This window comes from Lutibacter sp. B1 (assembly GCF_012524075.1).
Lineage (GTDB): Bacteria > Bacteroidota > Bacteroidia > Flavobacteriales > Flavobacteriaceae > Lutibacter.
Genome location: NZ_JAAZUI010000001.1, coordinates 300,369 through 316,044 on the forward strand (window position 1 = coordinate 300,369; position 15,676 = coordinate 316,044).

The following is a 15,676-nucleotide window of genomic DNA, read 5'->3' on the forward strand; positions in this document are numbered from 1 at the left end:
AATCATTATAAAAACGACTTGTCGAAAGCAATTGGAAGTAAATCTAATACCGAATCTGTTTTTATTATTTTGCCTTCTTGACCCATAAAATAAACTTCAATCGTATCTTTTTGTTTTATTTCATATTCTGATAGTGTTTGCCTGCAAGCTCCACAAGGAGCAACGGGTTCTTTTACTATTTGGGAAGAAGAACTTGCTGAAATTGCTAATTTTAAAATTTTAATGTCTGGAAAATCGGAAGATGCTTTCCATATTGCAACACGTTCAGCACAAATTCCTGAAGGATAAGCTGCATTTTCCTGATTATTACCAATAATAATTTTGCCGTTTTCTAAAAGAAGTGCTGCACCTACAGTAAATTTTGAATATGGTGCGTATGCTTTTTGTTTAGCTTCAATAGCTTTATTCATTAAACTTTTGGCTAAATCCGGTAGTTCATTAATTGAATCGAATACGGTAATTTGAGTTTTAATTTCAACTTTTTTCATTAAAAATTGCTGTTACATTATTAATATGCCTCGTATAAATCTCCAAAATCAAACGATAGTGAAAAACGAAGTGTATTTTCCAGAGGATTATTAATATCAGAAGAATTAAATAAATATGAAATATCCATTCGTGTACTTTTAAATTTAAATCCGGAGCCAATTGTAAAATATTTTCGAGCTCCTTTCATATCACTTTCATTAAAATAACCAGCTCTTAGTGCAAATGAATTATCGTACATATACTCAGCACCTAATGCCCAAGTATATTCTTTTAGTTCTTCACTGCCTCCATCAGGAGCGTCACCAAACGATTTAAATATTCCACTAAAAAAACTAACATCTTCTTGTATATATGGAGGTTCTCCATCATCATTAATTGATACACTTGGCGTAGGAACAAGCAATTTATTTATTTCTAAATTTAAGCTCACTTTATTATCACCGTCTAGTATAAAATCAAAACCACCACCAATTTTTAAATTAGTTGGAATAAAATTATCTTGACCATCATCAGAATAAGATACTTTAGGTCCTATATTAGAAATGTTAAAACCACCTCTCCAAACTCCATTAAAATTTCCATAATTACTTTCTTCTGATTGGAAATAACCGGAAATATCAACCGCAAATGTATTAACAGGACTAATTGTTGAATTGGCAGACTCAATACCTAAATCGGAACGAATATAACGCAAGGTTACACCCATAGCATAGGTTTCATTTAATTTTAATGAGTAAGAACCATCAAGAGAAAATTCATTTAATTTCTCTGTACCTTCCGGTGCGCCGTTTATATCAGTTAAATCAATTTGTCCTAAATTAAAATACTTTAAACTTGCTGCCCAAGCACTTCTTTCATCAATTCGGTTTGCAAAAGAAAAACCACCTAAAAAAACATCGTTTGTAAGTTCTCTTAACCATGGTGTATAAATAACTCCTACCGAAAATTGTGAGGACATAAATGCAAATTTAGATGCATTCCAATGTTGAGAGTTTGAATCAGGTGAAGTTGCTACTCCGATATCACCCATACCTCCTGCTCTTGCATCTGGTGCTATTAATAAAAATGGTGCTGCTGTTGTAATTGGATTTGGTACTTCTTGAGCTTTAATTTCGAAAATAACTCCTAAAGTAATTATAAATAATACTATAAATTTTCTCATTAATCGATTAAATTTTACTTAACAAATATCTTAAATTATTATAGAAATAAAATTGTTTTTTAGCTTTTTGTACTAACAACCTTATTTATAAACACTTAATATAATATTCCACCTATCATTATTATTTAAATAAGCTATGCTATGCATATTGAACACTTCTATATAAGAAATTTTAACGTTATACATATATAATTATTGTTAAACAACCTAAATTAAATATTATGTTCAAGAATAGCTAAATTGGTTTGTTTAAAATACTAACTTAAACATATATACTCTAATTGTAAATAAAATTTAACAAAAAAATGAATATAATTTATACTTAACTATCTCTTTTATATAATAAATATTGAAAAGATTCGTTAAAAAAACATAATTAAAAAAATTTCTTGCGAAAAAATTTATTTAATGTAAATTGCAAAACATTAAACCCTATTAAGATTGAAATGAATATGAAAAATATATATAGCTTTTCTAAGTTATTACTAGCATCATTAATTATCTTATCTTTTGTGAGTTGTCACAATAGAACTAGTAGAAATAATGTATCACTCACCGGGTGGAGTTCCAAAGATAAAAAAGCAGCTGGTTTTATGGGTGAAGCTAAATACAAAGGTCAAAAAGCTCCTCCTGGAATGGTTTTAATTGAAGGAGGAACTTTTACAATGGGACATGTACAAGATGACGTTATGTTTGATTGGAATACAACACCTGTGAAACAACAAGTACGTTCATTTTATTTAGATGAAACTGAAGTAACAAATGCCGAATATTTATTTTATTTAGAATGGATTGAAAAAGTTTTTCCTCCAAGTGACGAAAATTACAAAAACATTTACCAATCTGCAGTGCCGGATACACTTGTTTGGAGAGATGTATTAGGTTTTAATGAACTACTTACAGAAAATTATTTAAGACATCCTTCCTATGCAGATTACCCTGTTGTTGGTGTTAGTTGGATTCAAGCAAATCAATATTGTAAATGGAGAACCGATAGAGTCAATGAAAAAATATTGATGGATAAAGATATTTTAAATCCGGTATTTGAGCTTGACTCAATGGATATTAAAGGCAAGCACTTCAGTACAGATCCTTATTTGGCGAATCCATATTTACTTTTTGAAGGAGATTCTACAATTTGGAAAAACAAAGGCGAATTTAAAGACCGATTTCCTAAAACTTCTGATGGCATTCTATCTCCTAAATTTAGATTGCCAACTGAATCTGAATGGGAATACGCAGCAAAAGCTGAAATTGAAAATAGAGAATATAATAACACTAGAGGAAGAAAAAAATATTCTTGGAATAGTAAATACACACGCAACAAATCTAAAAAATTTAGAGGAGACCAGTTAGCAAATTTTAAACAAGGTAAAGGTGATTATAGTGGTATAGCCGGTTGGAGTAACGATGGTGCCGATATAACTATTGCTGTAAAATCATACGATCCAAATGCTTTTGGCTTATACGATATGTCTGGAAATGTAGCCGAATGGGTTGCTGACGTTTACAGACCAATAATTGACAACGATGCTAATGATTTTAATTATTTTAGAGGGAATATTTTTACTAAAAAAATGATTGACCAAGAAGGAAAAGTTGTTATGGTTGATGATAACTCCATCGAATATGATACTTTAGATAATGGAAATATTGTTCCAAAAGCATTACCTGGAACACTTAAATACATCCCTATTACTAAACGTGATGCTTATATGAGAAATAATTATGAGAAGGCTTATAATATAGACTCAAAAGATGGAGATTTAGCTTCTACAAAAGTTTACTATAAAAATGAAGACGAATTAGAAACAAAACCCCGTATGTATAACTCACCTATTAAACCAAGAGAAATTGGTGAAAGTGGTTTTATAATGCAAAAGTATGATACCGAGCATCGTACAACTTTAATTAGTGATAAATCTCGTGTTTATAAAGGAGGCTCTTGGAAAGATAGAGAATATTGGCTAGACCCATCTCAACGTAGATATTTACCTGAGTATATGGCTACAAATTACATAGGTTTCCGTTGTGCAACGGATAGATTAGGACCTATGACATATAAACGAAGAAAACCTACAACTACAAAACCTAGATATTAAAAATATTATTCCATAAATTTATGCCTCACCGATTTATCTGTGAGGTTTTTTTATATTTAAACTATGACAATTGAAGAATTATATACTTTATATACTCAAAATTATTTAGTAGATACTGATACTAGAAAAATTAGAAAAAATAGCATGTTTTTTGCTTTAAAAGGCGAAAATTTTAATGGAAATAAATTTGCTGTAGATGCCCTTAAAAGCGGTGCTAATTATGCAATTATTGACGAAGCTGAATACAAAACAAATCCAAATATAATTTTGGTAGATAATGTGTTACAAACACTACAAAATTTAGCTAATTTTCATAGAAAACAACTTAACATCCCAATTATTTCATTAACCGGAAGTAATGGTAAAACAACCACAAAAGAACTCATAAATATTGTCTTATCACAAAAATACCAGACTACAGCAACTCAAGGGAATTTAAATAATCATATTGGTGTACCGTTAACCTTATTATCAATAATGCCAAGTACTGAAATTGGTATTATTGAAATGGGTGCAAATCATCTAAATGAAATTGAATTTTTATGTAAAATTGCAGAACCAACTCACGGATATATTACAAATTTTGGCAAAGCTCATTTAGAAGGTTTCGGTAGTTTTGAAGGTGTTATAAAAGGAAAATCAGAACTATATAATTTTATTAAAGACACTAAAGGAAAAGTTTTTATAAATAGTGATGATGAAATTCAAGTAAAAAAATCTAACGGAATAGATTGCATAAACTTTAGTTCTGAAAACATAGAATTTATAGAAGCTAATCCATATGTAAAAGTTAAATTCAAAAACACCTTAATTAAAAGTAATCTTATTGGTAAGTACAATTACAAAAATATATCAGTAGCACTAACCATTGGTAATTATTTTAACGTTCCTGTAAACGATATAAAAAAAGCTATTGAAAGTTATATTCCAACTAATAACAGATCTCAAATTATCCAAAAAGAATCGTTTAAAATTATTCTCGATGCCTATAATGCAAATCCAAGCAGCATGCAAGCAGCACTTGAAAATTTCAATCAACTAGAAGATACTCATAAAATGGTTATTTTAGGAGATATGTTTGAGTTAGGTGAAAATAGTAACTTTGAACACCAAAAAATTGCTGAATTAGCTACTTCTTTTAACTTTAATAAAGTGTATTTAATAGGAAAAGCATTTTCTACAACCAGTGTAAAAAATGCTTTTGTTTATGAAAGTTTTGAATCTTTTAAAAATTCAATTAAAAACTTCAACCTTGATAATACTACAATACTTATTAAAGGTTCTCGAGGTATGGCTTTAGAAAGAGTTTTAGAGTTGCTCTAGCTTTAATTTTTCTCTATGATACTCAATTAAACCATCTATTGGTCGTCTAACTATATTTCCAAGTTCTACCAAATGATATTTAGCCACATCAGCAATAATATCTTTAGCAAAAAAAGCTATAGAACCTACAAAATGTACAGGAACTTTTTTAGACTCTTCGTATGGTAATACTCTATTTTTAAAGAATTCTTTAATTCCTTTACGCAATACTTTATTAAAGTATGCATTTTGCTCATTTTTGAATATAAATTCAGCAAAATGAGCTAAATACGTGTTCGGATTTTCTTCTTTATAAATATTTCGTTTAATTACATCAGCTTCTAAATTAAATTGTTCACTAAATTTAATTGCTAAATCTTTTGGCATTTTTCCATAGTAATAATCTCTTATTAATTTTTTACCAAAATAATTACCACTGGCTTCATCCATTAAAATATATCCAAGCGAAGCAATTCTAACATCAACTTTTTCACCATCAAAATAGCAACTGTTAGAACCGGTTCCTAAAATACAAACCATTCCCGGATTTGTAGTAACTGCATAAGCTGCTGCGTAAGTATCTTCTTTTACATCAACTTTAGCATTTGTAAAAAATGATTCGAATATAGATTTTAGAAGTAATGTTGGTTTTTCAGTTCCACAACCTGCACCATAAAAGTAAACTTCTTCTACTTCATTTTTGCACTTGGTTAAATCTTCATTTTCTTCAATTCTGCTTTTTAACAAAGCTTCTGAGAAAACAGCCGGATTTAAACCACCAGTTCTGGTTTTAAATACCTGTACTCCTGACTTATTCAATAAAATCCAATCGGCTTTTGTAGAGCCTCCATCTGCTATTAGAACCATTTTTTACAATTTAGATTTATTATTTTACAGAGTTTACGTACTCAGCTAAATCAATTAATTTTGTTGAATAACCAAACTCGTTATCGTACCAAGCGATTAGTTTAAAGAAATTATCATTTAAAGCAATACTAGCTCCGGCATCAAAAACACTAGTTCTTGGCTCAGAAACAAAGTCTTGAGATACAACATCTTCTTCAGTATACCCTAAAACACCTTTTAATTCATTTTCAGAAGCTTTTTTAAGTGTTGCTAAAACTTCTTCAAATGAAACACTTTTTTTAGTTCTAACAGTTAAATCAACTACTGAAACATCAGGAGTAGGAACTCTAAATGCCATACCTGTTAATTTTCCGTTTAATTCAGGAATTACTTTACCTACTGCTTTTGCTGCTCCGGTAGAAGCCGGGATAATGTTAGCAATTGCACTTCTACCTCCTCTAAAATCTTTTCTTGAAGGACCATCAACTGTTAATTGAGTTGCAGTTGTAGCGTGAACTGTAGTCATTAAACCTTCAACAATTCCGAATTCATCGTTAATAACTTTAGCTAATGGAGCTAAACAGTTTGTAGTACATGATGCGTTAGAAACAATAGTATCACTTGGAGTAATTTTAGTGTGGTTAACACCCATTACAAACATTGGAGCATCTTTAGAAGGTGCAGAAATTGCCACTTTTTTAGCACCTGCAGTAATATGAGCTTGTGCCATATCTAAAGTTGTAAAAATTCCTGTACATTCTAATACAACATCTACTCCAACTGCATCCCATTTTAAATCTGCAGGATTACGCTCAGCAGAAACTCTAATAGTTTTCCCGTTTACAACTAAGTGACCATCTTTAACCTCTACTTCACCATTAAATTTACCGTGAACTGAATCGTATTTTAATAAATACGCTAGGTGTTCAACTTCTAACAAATCGTTGATTGCTACAACCTCTAAGTTTGGTCTTGTCATTGCTACTCTAAAAGCAATTCTACCAATTCTACCAAATCCGTTAATTCCAATTTTCATTGTTGACATTTTTATTATTTTAGTTTATTAATCTATTTTTATACTGAAGTTATTTCAGCAACTTTAAGTAATTCTTTATTTATATCGTGGTTCATTTTAATTGCTTTATCTAAACCAACCATTGAAACTTCATTATTCGTTATACCAATCATAACACCCGTTGAACGATCTAATAAAGCTTCTACTGCTGCAACACCTAATCTACTGGCTAAAACTCTGTCGTAACAACTTGGAGAACCTCCTCTTTGCATGTGTCCTAAAACAGATACTCTAATATCGTAATGAGGAAAATGCTCGTTAATATAGTCTGCCAACTCGAAAACGTTCTTACCGATTTTATCACCTTCTGAAACAACAACTATACTAGATGTTTTACCTGTTTCTTTACTTGTTTTAAGTGATTCAACCAGCCTGTCTAGCCCTAGATTTTTTTCAGGTATCAAAATCTCTTCAGCTCCTGCTCCAATACCGGTGTTTAAAGCTATAAATCCGGCATCGCGTCCCATAACTTCAATAAAGAATAATCTGTTATGTGAACTTGCAGTATCTCTAATTTTGTCAATTACTTCAACTACGGTATTTAAAGCTGTATCGTACCCTATTGTGTTATCAGTTCCATAAATATCATTATCAATAGTTCCTGGAATACCAACTAATGGAAAATTAAATTCTTCAATAAATTTTAATCCACCGGTAAATGTTCCGTCACCACCAATTAATACAAGAGCTCCTACACCATGTTTTTTTAAGTTCTCATAAGCTTTAGCTCTTCCTTCTTTGGTTTTAAATTCCATAGAACGTGCTGACTTTAATATAGTACCACCTTTATTGATTATATTACTAACATCTCGTGCAGTAAGTGGTTCTATATCACCTTCTATTAAACCTTGATAACCTCTATAAACCCCAACGCATTCAATTCTATAATAAGTACAAGCTCTAACAACAGCACGAATGGCTGCATTCATCCCCGGAGCATCGCCTCCGGAAGTTAAAACCGCTATTTTTTTTATTGGTTCATTCATTGTTTAAAATTATACCCCAAAAGTACTTTTAAATGCGTTTTTTTCCTATAAAATCAACTATTATTCACTAAAACGATTTCGCTTAAATTCATATAAAAAAGAAGATAAAATTTAACTTCTTCAACAAAATTAAACATTTTATTATCAATATATTAAAAATTAATTTAATCTATCAAAATTTTATATTCCCAAGGTTTGAATGTTAACGGTTTTTGTTTTGAAAATTCAATTGTTTTATCAGTAAAAAAATCAACCGATTTCCCTTCTTTATCACATGTAAATGTGACCTCTTTATCAGACAAATTAGCCATAAAAGTTATTTTTTTAGCTTCTTTTTCTCTAGAAAATATCAACACTTTATCATTATCAGAAGAATTTATTTTTGTATAAGAAGCTGCATCTTTCCCTCCGTTAAGTGCTTTATTATTGTTTTTTAATTCGCCTAACTTTACTAATAACGGCCATGCTTTACCTTTATTTTTAATAATAGTATCCTTTTCAAAAAATAAAAGTCGTTTATTCATATCATACTCTTGACCACTATAGATTAATGGCATACCGGGAGCACAATACGTTAGTGCCATCATAACTTCTGAAGCATCACCCATACGTTCTTTAACGGTTCCGTTCCATGAATTTTCGTCGTGATTGGTTACAAAATTCATTAAAATATCATCATTTTGATATAATGTATCAATTTGAGCCATTCTTTCATTCCAACCTTTTACAGTTTCTTTTCCTTGCGCAATATGATTCATTTTATGATGCGAATCCCAGTTATAACCCATATCAAAAGCGTTCTTTAATAATTCAGGTTCCCAACCTTCTGCCAACATAAAAATTGGTTTTACTTTTTTTAATTCGGCAACCGTAGGCTCCCAAAAGTCTACAGGAACCATCCCTGCAACATCACATCTAAAACCATCAACATCAACTTCTTCCAACCAATATTTCATATCTTCCAGCATTACAGCACGCATTTCTTGGTTATCATAATTCAAATCAGCCACATCGGTCCAGTCAGTTCCAACAGGATGTGTAATTTCACCGGCTTCATTTTTTGTATAATACTCCGGATGTTCTTTTATCCAAACATGGTCCCAACCTGTATGATTGGCCACCCAATCTAATATTACAAATATGCCATTTTCATGTGCTGTTTCTACTAATTCTTTAACATCATTTAGATTACCAAATTCAGGATTTACCTTAGTATAATCGGTTATAGCATAATAGCTACCCAAACTACCTTTACTTTTGGTTGACGAAATGGGATAAATTGGCATTAACCAGATGATTTTCACTCCTAATTCTTTTAATTGTGGAATGTCTTTTGTAAACTCTTTAAAAGTTCCTTCCGGTGAATATTGACGAATATTTGCTTCATAAATTACGGCATTTTCTAACGCTTCATCAGTAATAGCTTCTTTTACAATTACTTGGGGTTGATTTGTATTCTGCATAGGCTTATTTTCATTTTTACATGACACTAAAATTGTCGCTAAAAATAGTATATAAAATAGTTTTTTCATTGTTAAAGTTTTATTTTTTTGGTTTTAAACTAATTGCAAAGCCACCTCCCGGAGCCAGCTTTAATTTTAAATTTGATTGATTCGTAATTTCTATATTTCTGATGTTTATAGCTGTTGGATTATCATTCCAATGCGCATTTTCAGCATCTTCATAAATTATAGCTTCATAAGTTGTATTAGGTGATAAGAAATCAAATGAAATTTCCATTTCTCTTGCATTTTCATCGGTTATACCACCCACAAACCAATTTTCTGTATTTTTTTCTTTTCTGGCAATGGTTACAAAATCGCCTATTTCACCATTTAAAACTTTGGTTTGTTGCCAATCAACACCAACATCTCTAATAAATTGTAAAGCCGGGTTACCTTCGTAATTTTCAATTAAATCTGCTGCCATTTGAACAGGACTGTATATAACCACATACAATGCTAATTGCTGAGCTATAGTTGTATTTACCTGATTGTCTTTTTTATATTGATCAAACTTGATATCAAATATTCCAGGCGTATAATCAATTGGCCCGGCCAACATACGTGTAAAAGCAATAATTGGCAAATGTTCCGGTGGATTTCCACCGTCTGAAGACCAAGCGTTAAATTCTTGTCCACGCAAACCTTCACGAGAAATTGTATTTGGATACGTTCTACGCAAACCTGTTGCTTTTATAGGCTCATGAGCATTAACTGCTACTTGGTATTTAGCAGCCTTAATTACCGTATTGTTATAATGATTTACCATATATTGCCCATGATGGTATTCACCTTTTGGCAATATTTTACCAACGTAGCCGGTTTTAACTGTATGCATACCTAAATCTTTCATAAGTCCAAAAGCAGCATCTTGTTGTTTAGTATAGGTTTCGGTTGCGGCAGAGGTTTCATGATGCATAATAATTTCAACACCTTTTTCTTTACCGTAACGAACAACTTCTTCAATATCATAATCAGGATAAGGTGTTACAAAATCAAATACGCCTTCACGATCTTCAAAACCAATCCAATGTTCCCAGCCTGTATTCCAACCTTCTACCAAAACAGCTCCTATATTGTTTTTTGCTGAAAAATCTATAAACGCTTTTGTATTTTCAGTTGTTGCTCCATGTCTCCCATGAGCCTTACCATCATTTATCCAAGTTCCCATATCTTGAGTCATTCCATAATCCCAAGTAGATTTGCCTAAGTGCATTTCCCACCAAATTCCTGTGTATTTTGTTGGTTTAAACCATGAAATGTCTCCTAATTTATTAGGTTCATTTAAATTGACAATTAATTTTGATTCAATTAAATCGCCCGGTTTTTCAGCAATTTGAATTGTACGCCAAGGTGTATTAAAAGGTACTGTTCTTTTTACTTTATAACCTGTGCGCTCAGATCCTACCAACTCGCTTTGCATTGCCAGCTTTTCTTTGTCTATTTTTAATGTCATTCCCGAATAATCTACCAATGCTGCTTCATGAAAACTTAAATATAAACCTTCATCTGTTTTCATCGTAACTGGTGTATTAACTGCATTTTCAGGAATATATGTTTGTGCTAAATTGCTATGATTAGCTTTTGACAAAGCATCAATCTCGGTAAATTTAGTTGTATTGTACAAATGCTCGTAAATATCCCAATCTCCGGGAATCCACCAAACTTTATGATTCCCTGTTAAATTGAATTGCGTATTTTCATCAGTAATAATAACATCGGTTAAATTTTGCTGTTCAGGAAATTCATATCTAAAACCAATTCCATCATTATAAACTTTAAAAACAATGTTTAATTTACGTTGAAGTTCTTTTGTTTCCTGCAATTCAACTTTCAGTTCGTTATAATTATTCTCAACTTCCAATTGCTCACCCCAAGGCATTTCCCAAGTTTCGTTAAAATTTTGCTTGGTAACATTTAAAATTTCGAAACCTTCCGACAATGGAGGAGCATCTTTTAAATCGAATCCTAAAGAAGATGTTTTAATAACATCATTATCCTTATATACTACTTTATACGTTGGCACTCCTTCTATGTTAATTTCAAATTCAACTTGCACAGCTTCATTTGGAGAACTCACTTTCTGAACTCCAAATTTTTCTGAACATGAAAAAAGTAAAACCGTTACCAACAATACACTCATTTTTATTAATTTCATATTATTATTTATTTTTTTCCTCTAATAAAACTGTTGAAAACTCAGTATTTAATTTTACCAAACCATCTTTAACAATTGCTTCTGTACCCGAATAAGCATCATTTAAAATGATGCCTTCTTCAAAAATCCCGTTTATGTTGATTACTTTTTCGCCTTCATTTATATTTAAAGCAACTACAACTGCATCGTTATAATTTTCTTTTGAAAAAGTTCTTTGAAAAACATAAGGTTGTGCGGTTATCATTTTATGAATACCTGCACCTATTGACGGATGATTTCTTCGGAATGAACCTATTTTTTGCCAGTGCTGTAAAACAGATTGTATATGCTGATTGTTTTCAATATCATCCCAATTCATTTTTGAACGTAAATTGGCATCCCCTACAGCTCCTTCAACAATTAAATGTCTCGCTGATTCATCTCCATAATAAATTTGTGCTGTACCGGGAGCTAATAACAATTTATTTGCTGCTTCATAAACCTTTGTTCTTTCTTTATCAAAAGGATCTCCATCGTCGTGTGAACTTAGATAATTTAAAACACCGTAATCTTTTAACTCATTATTTAAAATAGTAGAATAACGAGAAAAAATAGCTTCATAATCATTTTGTCCGGCATTCCATTTAAATTCAAAATTGATCAAACTGTTAAATCCGTGTTTAAAGTAATTCACTTTTCTATCGCCAAAATCAAAATTCTGACCTCCTCCAATACCATAGTTATATACTTCTCCAACTAAATAGAAATTATTATCATCTAAAATTTTATCCGGATTATTTGTTTTCCATTGAGCAAAAGCATAATCACATTCTTTTTTAAATTCACTCCATACATTTTCTTCGGTATGTTTTACAGTATCAGCTCTATAACCATCAATACCAAATTCTCTGATATAATCGGCAAGCCATTTAATTATGTAGAAACGTGGAGATTTTGGATATCCTGTTCTGTTAAAAAATTCAATTAATTCTTTTACTTCCTGCTCGTATCTTCCTTCAGCTTTCCATTTTTCTACCAACTGTTTAGGAAGTTCAACACTTTCATCGCTTTCGGTTTTAATATCCGGTAGATTTTTAACGAGTGTACACGTAATTGTTGATTCGTACGAATCATAATTGCATTGTGGACCAGTTCTTACCCAACTATCCGGCCACACTTTATCTTCGTCGGTTACCGGACCGGTATGATTTATTACACCATCTAAAATAATTCTGATACCGTTTTTATGAGCAATTTCTACAAGTTTTCTCAAATCGTCTTTAGTACCAAAATTAGGATCTAAAGCCGTCCAATCTTTCGCCCAATAGCCATGAAAACCATAAGTTGCTCCTGTTCCTTCATCTACTTCGCCATGAATTTGCTCTACAATTGGAGTTAACCAAATAGCATTAACACCCAATTTATTAAAATAACCTTCTTCAATTTTTTGAGTTACTCCTTTAATATCTCCACCTTCAAAACCGCGTAATGTAGCAGCATCATCTTTTCTGTTAAAATTAGAGTCGTTTGAAATATCACCATTATTAAACCTGTCGGTTAATAAAAAGTAGATATTTGCTCCTTCCCAAACAAAAGGAATATCCGTTTTTTGAGTTTCCATAGTACTGTCCTGTTTTTTTTGATTACAACTTAAAGTTATACTATATATTATGGCTAAAAAAATTATTTTTTTCATTTTTTAGGGAATTTTATTCTTATGTTTTTTGATGTTGGTTTATCTATTAAAACAGCTATTTCAAGTGTTTTATTCTCTTCATTCCATACAAAATTATATCCTGCTACTTTTTTAGGCTTTTCAGTAATATTATGAATGATTACATTAATCTTTTTTTCTGAAAAAATGAAGTTTTTACCTAATTGATCTGAGATGCTAATTTTTAAACAATTTCCTTTTTGTTTACTGCTGAAATTAATGATTTCATACATTCCTTTTTCAAAAGCATTCGGTGTTTTTCCATCATCATTGTACAAATAATCATTACTTTTATTAATTTCATCATCAAAATAAAAATGTACATCAAATGATTTTAAACTATACTCTTCGGTTGTTTGAATAGGTTGAATTATTGGAATAAAAGCTCCTCCACGAACAAACGTTGGAATACTCTCTTCTTTTAACTGAATCGTTTTAGTTTGTCCGCCTTCATTTTTTTCATCGGTATAAAAATCAAACCAATTAAACGCTGACGGAAAATAAACTTCTTGTTCTTTTTTTCCTGACTCCACTACCGGACTTACCAAAAAATTATTCCCCCATAAGTACGTTTTATTGTTTACCAACGTTTTTGGTGTTTCATCTTCAAAAAATAATGGTTTCATTAAAGGTTCTCCAAACTGATTGTTTTTATAAACCAAGGTATAATTATAAGGTAACAATTTATAACGCAATTCAATAGATTTTTTAGCTAAAGCCTTTGTTTTAGGCTCTCTAAAAACAGGTTCAGAAGCAACTTCTTCTTGCGCATGTGGTCTGTAAATTGGCTGAAAAACACCGTATTGCAACCAGCGTGTATATAACTCGTCATCTAAATTAGCACCTGCGAAACCACCTAAATCGGAATGCATATAACTTAAACCTTGCATTCCCATTTGTAAGGCAATTTCAACCTGAGATTGTAAACCTCCCCACGTTCTGTTTACATCACCTGACCACGGAATTAAACCGTAATGTTGTGACCCCGAATATCCGGCACGCATTAAAATAAACGGACGTTGGTTAGGGAATTCTTCTTTGTAGCCTTCAAAAATAAGTTTAGCCCAATTGTGCCCGTAAATATTATGAACTTCATCGGCAGTTCCTGTTGCGTGTAGTAAATCTGAAGGATGAACTTCCGGCTCTCCTAAATCGCCCCACCAACCTTCAACACCATAATTGGCATATTTTTTATAAATATCCCAAAACCATTCTTTTCCTTCAGGCTTAAAAATGTCAATAATTCCTGTATTTCCAAAGTAAAAATCGTACGTATAAGGCTTACCTTCTTTCGTTTTTCCTAAAATATCTTTTTCAACAGCTTCATCCCATCTATTTGAAGTTGTTAAAATAAATGGTTCTGTTACCAATATTGTTTTTACTCCTTTTGCTTTTAAATCAGCTATCATTTTTTTAGGATTTGGAAACGAATCTTTATCAAATTCTAAATTTCCCATAGTTCCTTTTATATCTTTTCCAAACCAATACAAGTCCAAAATAACAGCATCAACAGGAATTTCTTCTTCAAAAAATTTACTGACAGTATTTACCATTTCTTCTTGTGAATGATATCCAAAACGGCTCGAAAAATTACCCAAAGCCCAACGCGGAATCATAGGTTGTTTGCCTGTTAAATTGGTATAATTATTAATTAAATCTTCCCAATTATCACCAGTTATAACTTGATATATTTTTCGTCCACTAATGGTTTGATATTGTAAGGAATTGTCTTTTTTACTGTCTAAATCCAAATAACCAATGGGAGCATTGTCAAAATGAATAGCGTACAAATTGGACGAATAAACCAATGGCATAGTGAAATTCATTAATTCCGAATGCGTTTCGTAACCATAATGCGCACGATTGTACAATTGCAATTTATAACCTCTTCGGTTCATTCCTAAAGCACGGGCACCACCACCATACAACACTTCATTTTTGGTTAAATTGAAATCAATCACCTCAAAATCAGTTGTTTTTTCATACCCATTTCTTTCAGAAATTAAAAATTTGTTATTGTAATAATATGAAATTTGAAAAGGCTTTTTAATGATGTTCACCGTTAAACCTTTGGTTTTTAATACCAATTGATTTTCTTGTTCTTCAAGAGAATATTTAACTGCATTTGGTTGTAAAACAACAGCATGAGATTCAGGATTATACGTTTCGCCTTTTGGTATAAATGAAGTCTCAATAATTTTAGTTGAATATGGTTGAATACGATACAAACCATCGTTGGTAAAAATTTCAACATACGAAGCATTTTTGGCGTATTTTATAAATTCTCTTTGGGAATTTTGCGCATTTAAAAACGAAAAAATCAATAAAAAGAGAACAAGATGTGTTTTAAAATATTTCATC

General features: G+C 31.3%; 11 protein-coding genes. 2 read left to right on the plus strand and 9 right to left on the minus strand.

Going from position 1 to position 15,676, the window contains the following annotated elements; translation table 11 throughout:
• Nucleotides 1-5: 5 nt before the first annotated feature.
• Entirely contained in the window at nt 6-488 is a 483-nt protein-coding gene (cdd, locus tag HGB55_RS01355; protein ID WP_168813894.1) for a cytidine deaminase, read from the minus strand.
• A 20-nt stretch (nt 489-508) separates the two neighbouring features.
• On the minus strand, nt 509-1,651 hold the full coding sequence (gene porV, locus HGB55_RS01360; protein WP_168813895.1) for a type IX secretion system outer membrane channel protein PorV: 1,143 nt from the start codon (nt 1,649-1,651) through the stop codon (nt 509-511).
• Nucleotides 1,652-2,103: 452 nt separating this feature from the next.
• Between porV and gldJ the strand changes: the two genes are divergently transcribed.
• On the plus strand, nt 2,104-3,753 hold the full coding sequence (gene gldJ, locus HGB55_RS01365; protein ID WP_168813897.1) for a gliding motility lipoprotein GldJ: 1,650 nt from the start codon (nt 2,104-2,106) through the stop codon (nt 3,751-3,753).
• Nucleotides 3,754-3,816: 63 nt separating this feature from the next.
• The gene (gene murF / locus HGB55_RS01370) at nt 3,817-5,076 is read left to right on the plus strand and encodes a UDP-N-acetylmuramoyl-tripeptide--D-alanyl-D-alanine ligase (RefSeq protein WP_168813898.1); all 1,260 of its coding nucleotides are present in this window, start codon (nt 3,817-3,819) and stop codon (nt 5,074-5,076) included.
• On the opposite strand, the gene HGB55_RS01375 is transcribed toward murF, so the two are convergent.
• From HGB55_RS01375 to HGB55_RS01405, 7 genes are all read right to left on the minus strand, one after another.
• Nucleotides 5,062-5,922, minus strand: coding sequence for an N-acetylglucosamine kinase (locus HGB55_RS01375; protein ID WP_168813900.1), 861 nt, complete (start codon nt 5,920-5,922; stop codon nt 5,062-5,064). The genes murF and HGB55_RS01375 overlap by 15 nt on opposite strands.
• A 19-nt stretch (nt 5,923-5,941) precedes the next feature.
• On the minus strand, nt 5,942-6,946 hold the full coding sequence (gap, locus tag HGB55_RS01380; RefSeq protein WP_168813901.1) for a type I glyceraldehyde-3-phosphate dehydrogenase: 1,005 nt from the start codon (nt 6,944-6,946) through the stop codon (nt 5,942-5,944).
• Nucleotides 6,947-6,975: 29 nt separating this feature from the next.
• Nucleotides 6,976-7,962: a 6-phosphofructokinase gene (gene pfkA, locus HGB55_RS01385; protein WP_168813903.1), complete on the minus strand. Its 987-nt coding sequence runs from the start codon at nt 7,960-7,962 to the stop codon at nt 6,976-6,978.
• Between the two features lie 164 nt (nt 7,963-8,126).
• The gene (locus tag HGB55_RS01390; RefSeq protein WP_168813905.1) at nt 8,127-9,494 is read right to left on the minus strand and encodes an alpha-amylase family glycosyl hydrolase; all 1,368 of its coding nucleotides are present in this window, start codon (nt 9,492-9,494) and stop codon (nt 8,127-8,129) included.
• Between the two features lie 10 nt (nt 9,495-9,504).
• Nucleotides 9,505-11,622, minus strand: coding sequence for a glycoside hydrolase family 97 protein (locus HGB55_RS01395; protein WP_168813907.1), 2,118 nt, complete (start codon nt 11,620-11,622; stop codon nt 9,505-9,507).
• Between the two features lie 4 nt (nt 11,623-11,626).
• Nucleotides 11,627-13,297 carry an alpha-amylase family glycosyl hydrolase gene (locus HGB55_RS01400; RefSeq protein WP_168813909.1) on the minus strand — a complete coding sequence of 557 codons (1,671 nt, stop codon included), beginning with the start codon at nt 13,295-13,297 and terminating at the stop codon, nt 11,627-11,629.
• Nucleotides 13,294-15,675, minus strand: a complete 2,382-nt coding sequence (locus tag HGB55_RS01405) for a TIM-barrel domain-containing protein (RefSeq protein WP_168813911.1) — start codon at nt 15,673-15,675, stop codon at nt 13,294-13,296. Before HGB55_RS01405 ends, HGB55_RS01400 begins: the two co-directional genes overlap by 4 nt.
• Nucleotide 15,676: the final 1 nt, after the last annotated feature.

Coding starts and splice junctions, on each gene's coding strand:
- cdd (WP_168813894.1), bottom strand. CDS start 488: ATGAAAAAAGTTGAAATTAAAACTCAAATTACCGTATTCGATTCAATT.
- HGB55_RS01390 (WP_168813905.1), bottom strand. CDS start 9,494: ATGAAAAAACTATTTTATATACTATTTTTAGCGACAATTTTAGTGTCA.
- gldJ (WP_168813897.1), top strand. CDS start 2,104: ATGAAAAATATATATAGCTTTTCTAAGTTATTACTAGCATCATTAATT.
- gap (WP_168813901.1), bottom strand. CDS start 6,946: ATGTCAACAATGAAAATTGGAATTAACGGATTTGGTAGAATTGGTAGA.
- pfkA (WP_168813903.1), bottom strand. CDS start 7,962: ATGAATGAACCAATAAAAAAAATAGCGGTTTTAACTTCCGGAGGCGAT.
- HGB55_RS01395 (WP_168813907.1), bottom strand. CDS start 11,622: ATGAAATTAATAAAAATGAGTGTATTGTTGGTAACGGTTTTACTTTTT.
- HGB55_RS01375 (WP_168813900.1), bottom strand. CDS start 5,922: ATGGTTCTAATAGCAGATGGAGGCTCTACAAAAGCCGATTGGATTTTA.
- HGB55_RS01405 (WP_168813911.1), bottom strand. CDS start 15,675: ATGAAATATTTTAAAACACATCTTGTTCTCTTTTTATTGATTTTTTCG.
- porV (WP_168813895.1), bottom strand. CDS start 1,651: ATGAGAAAATTTATAGTATTATTTATAATTACTTTAGGAGTTATTTTC.
- murF (WP_168813898.1), top strand. CDS start 3,817: ATGACAATTGAAGAATTATATACTTTATATACTCAAAATTATTTAGTA.
- HGB55_RS01400 (WP_168813909.1), bottom strand. CDS start 13,297: ATGAAAAAAATAATTTTTTTAGCCATAATATATAGTATAACTTTAAGT.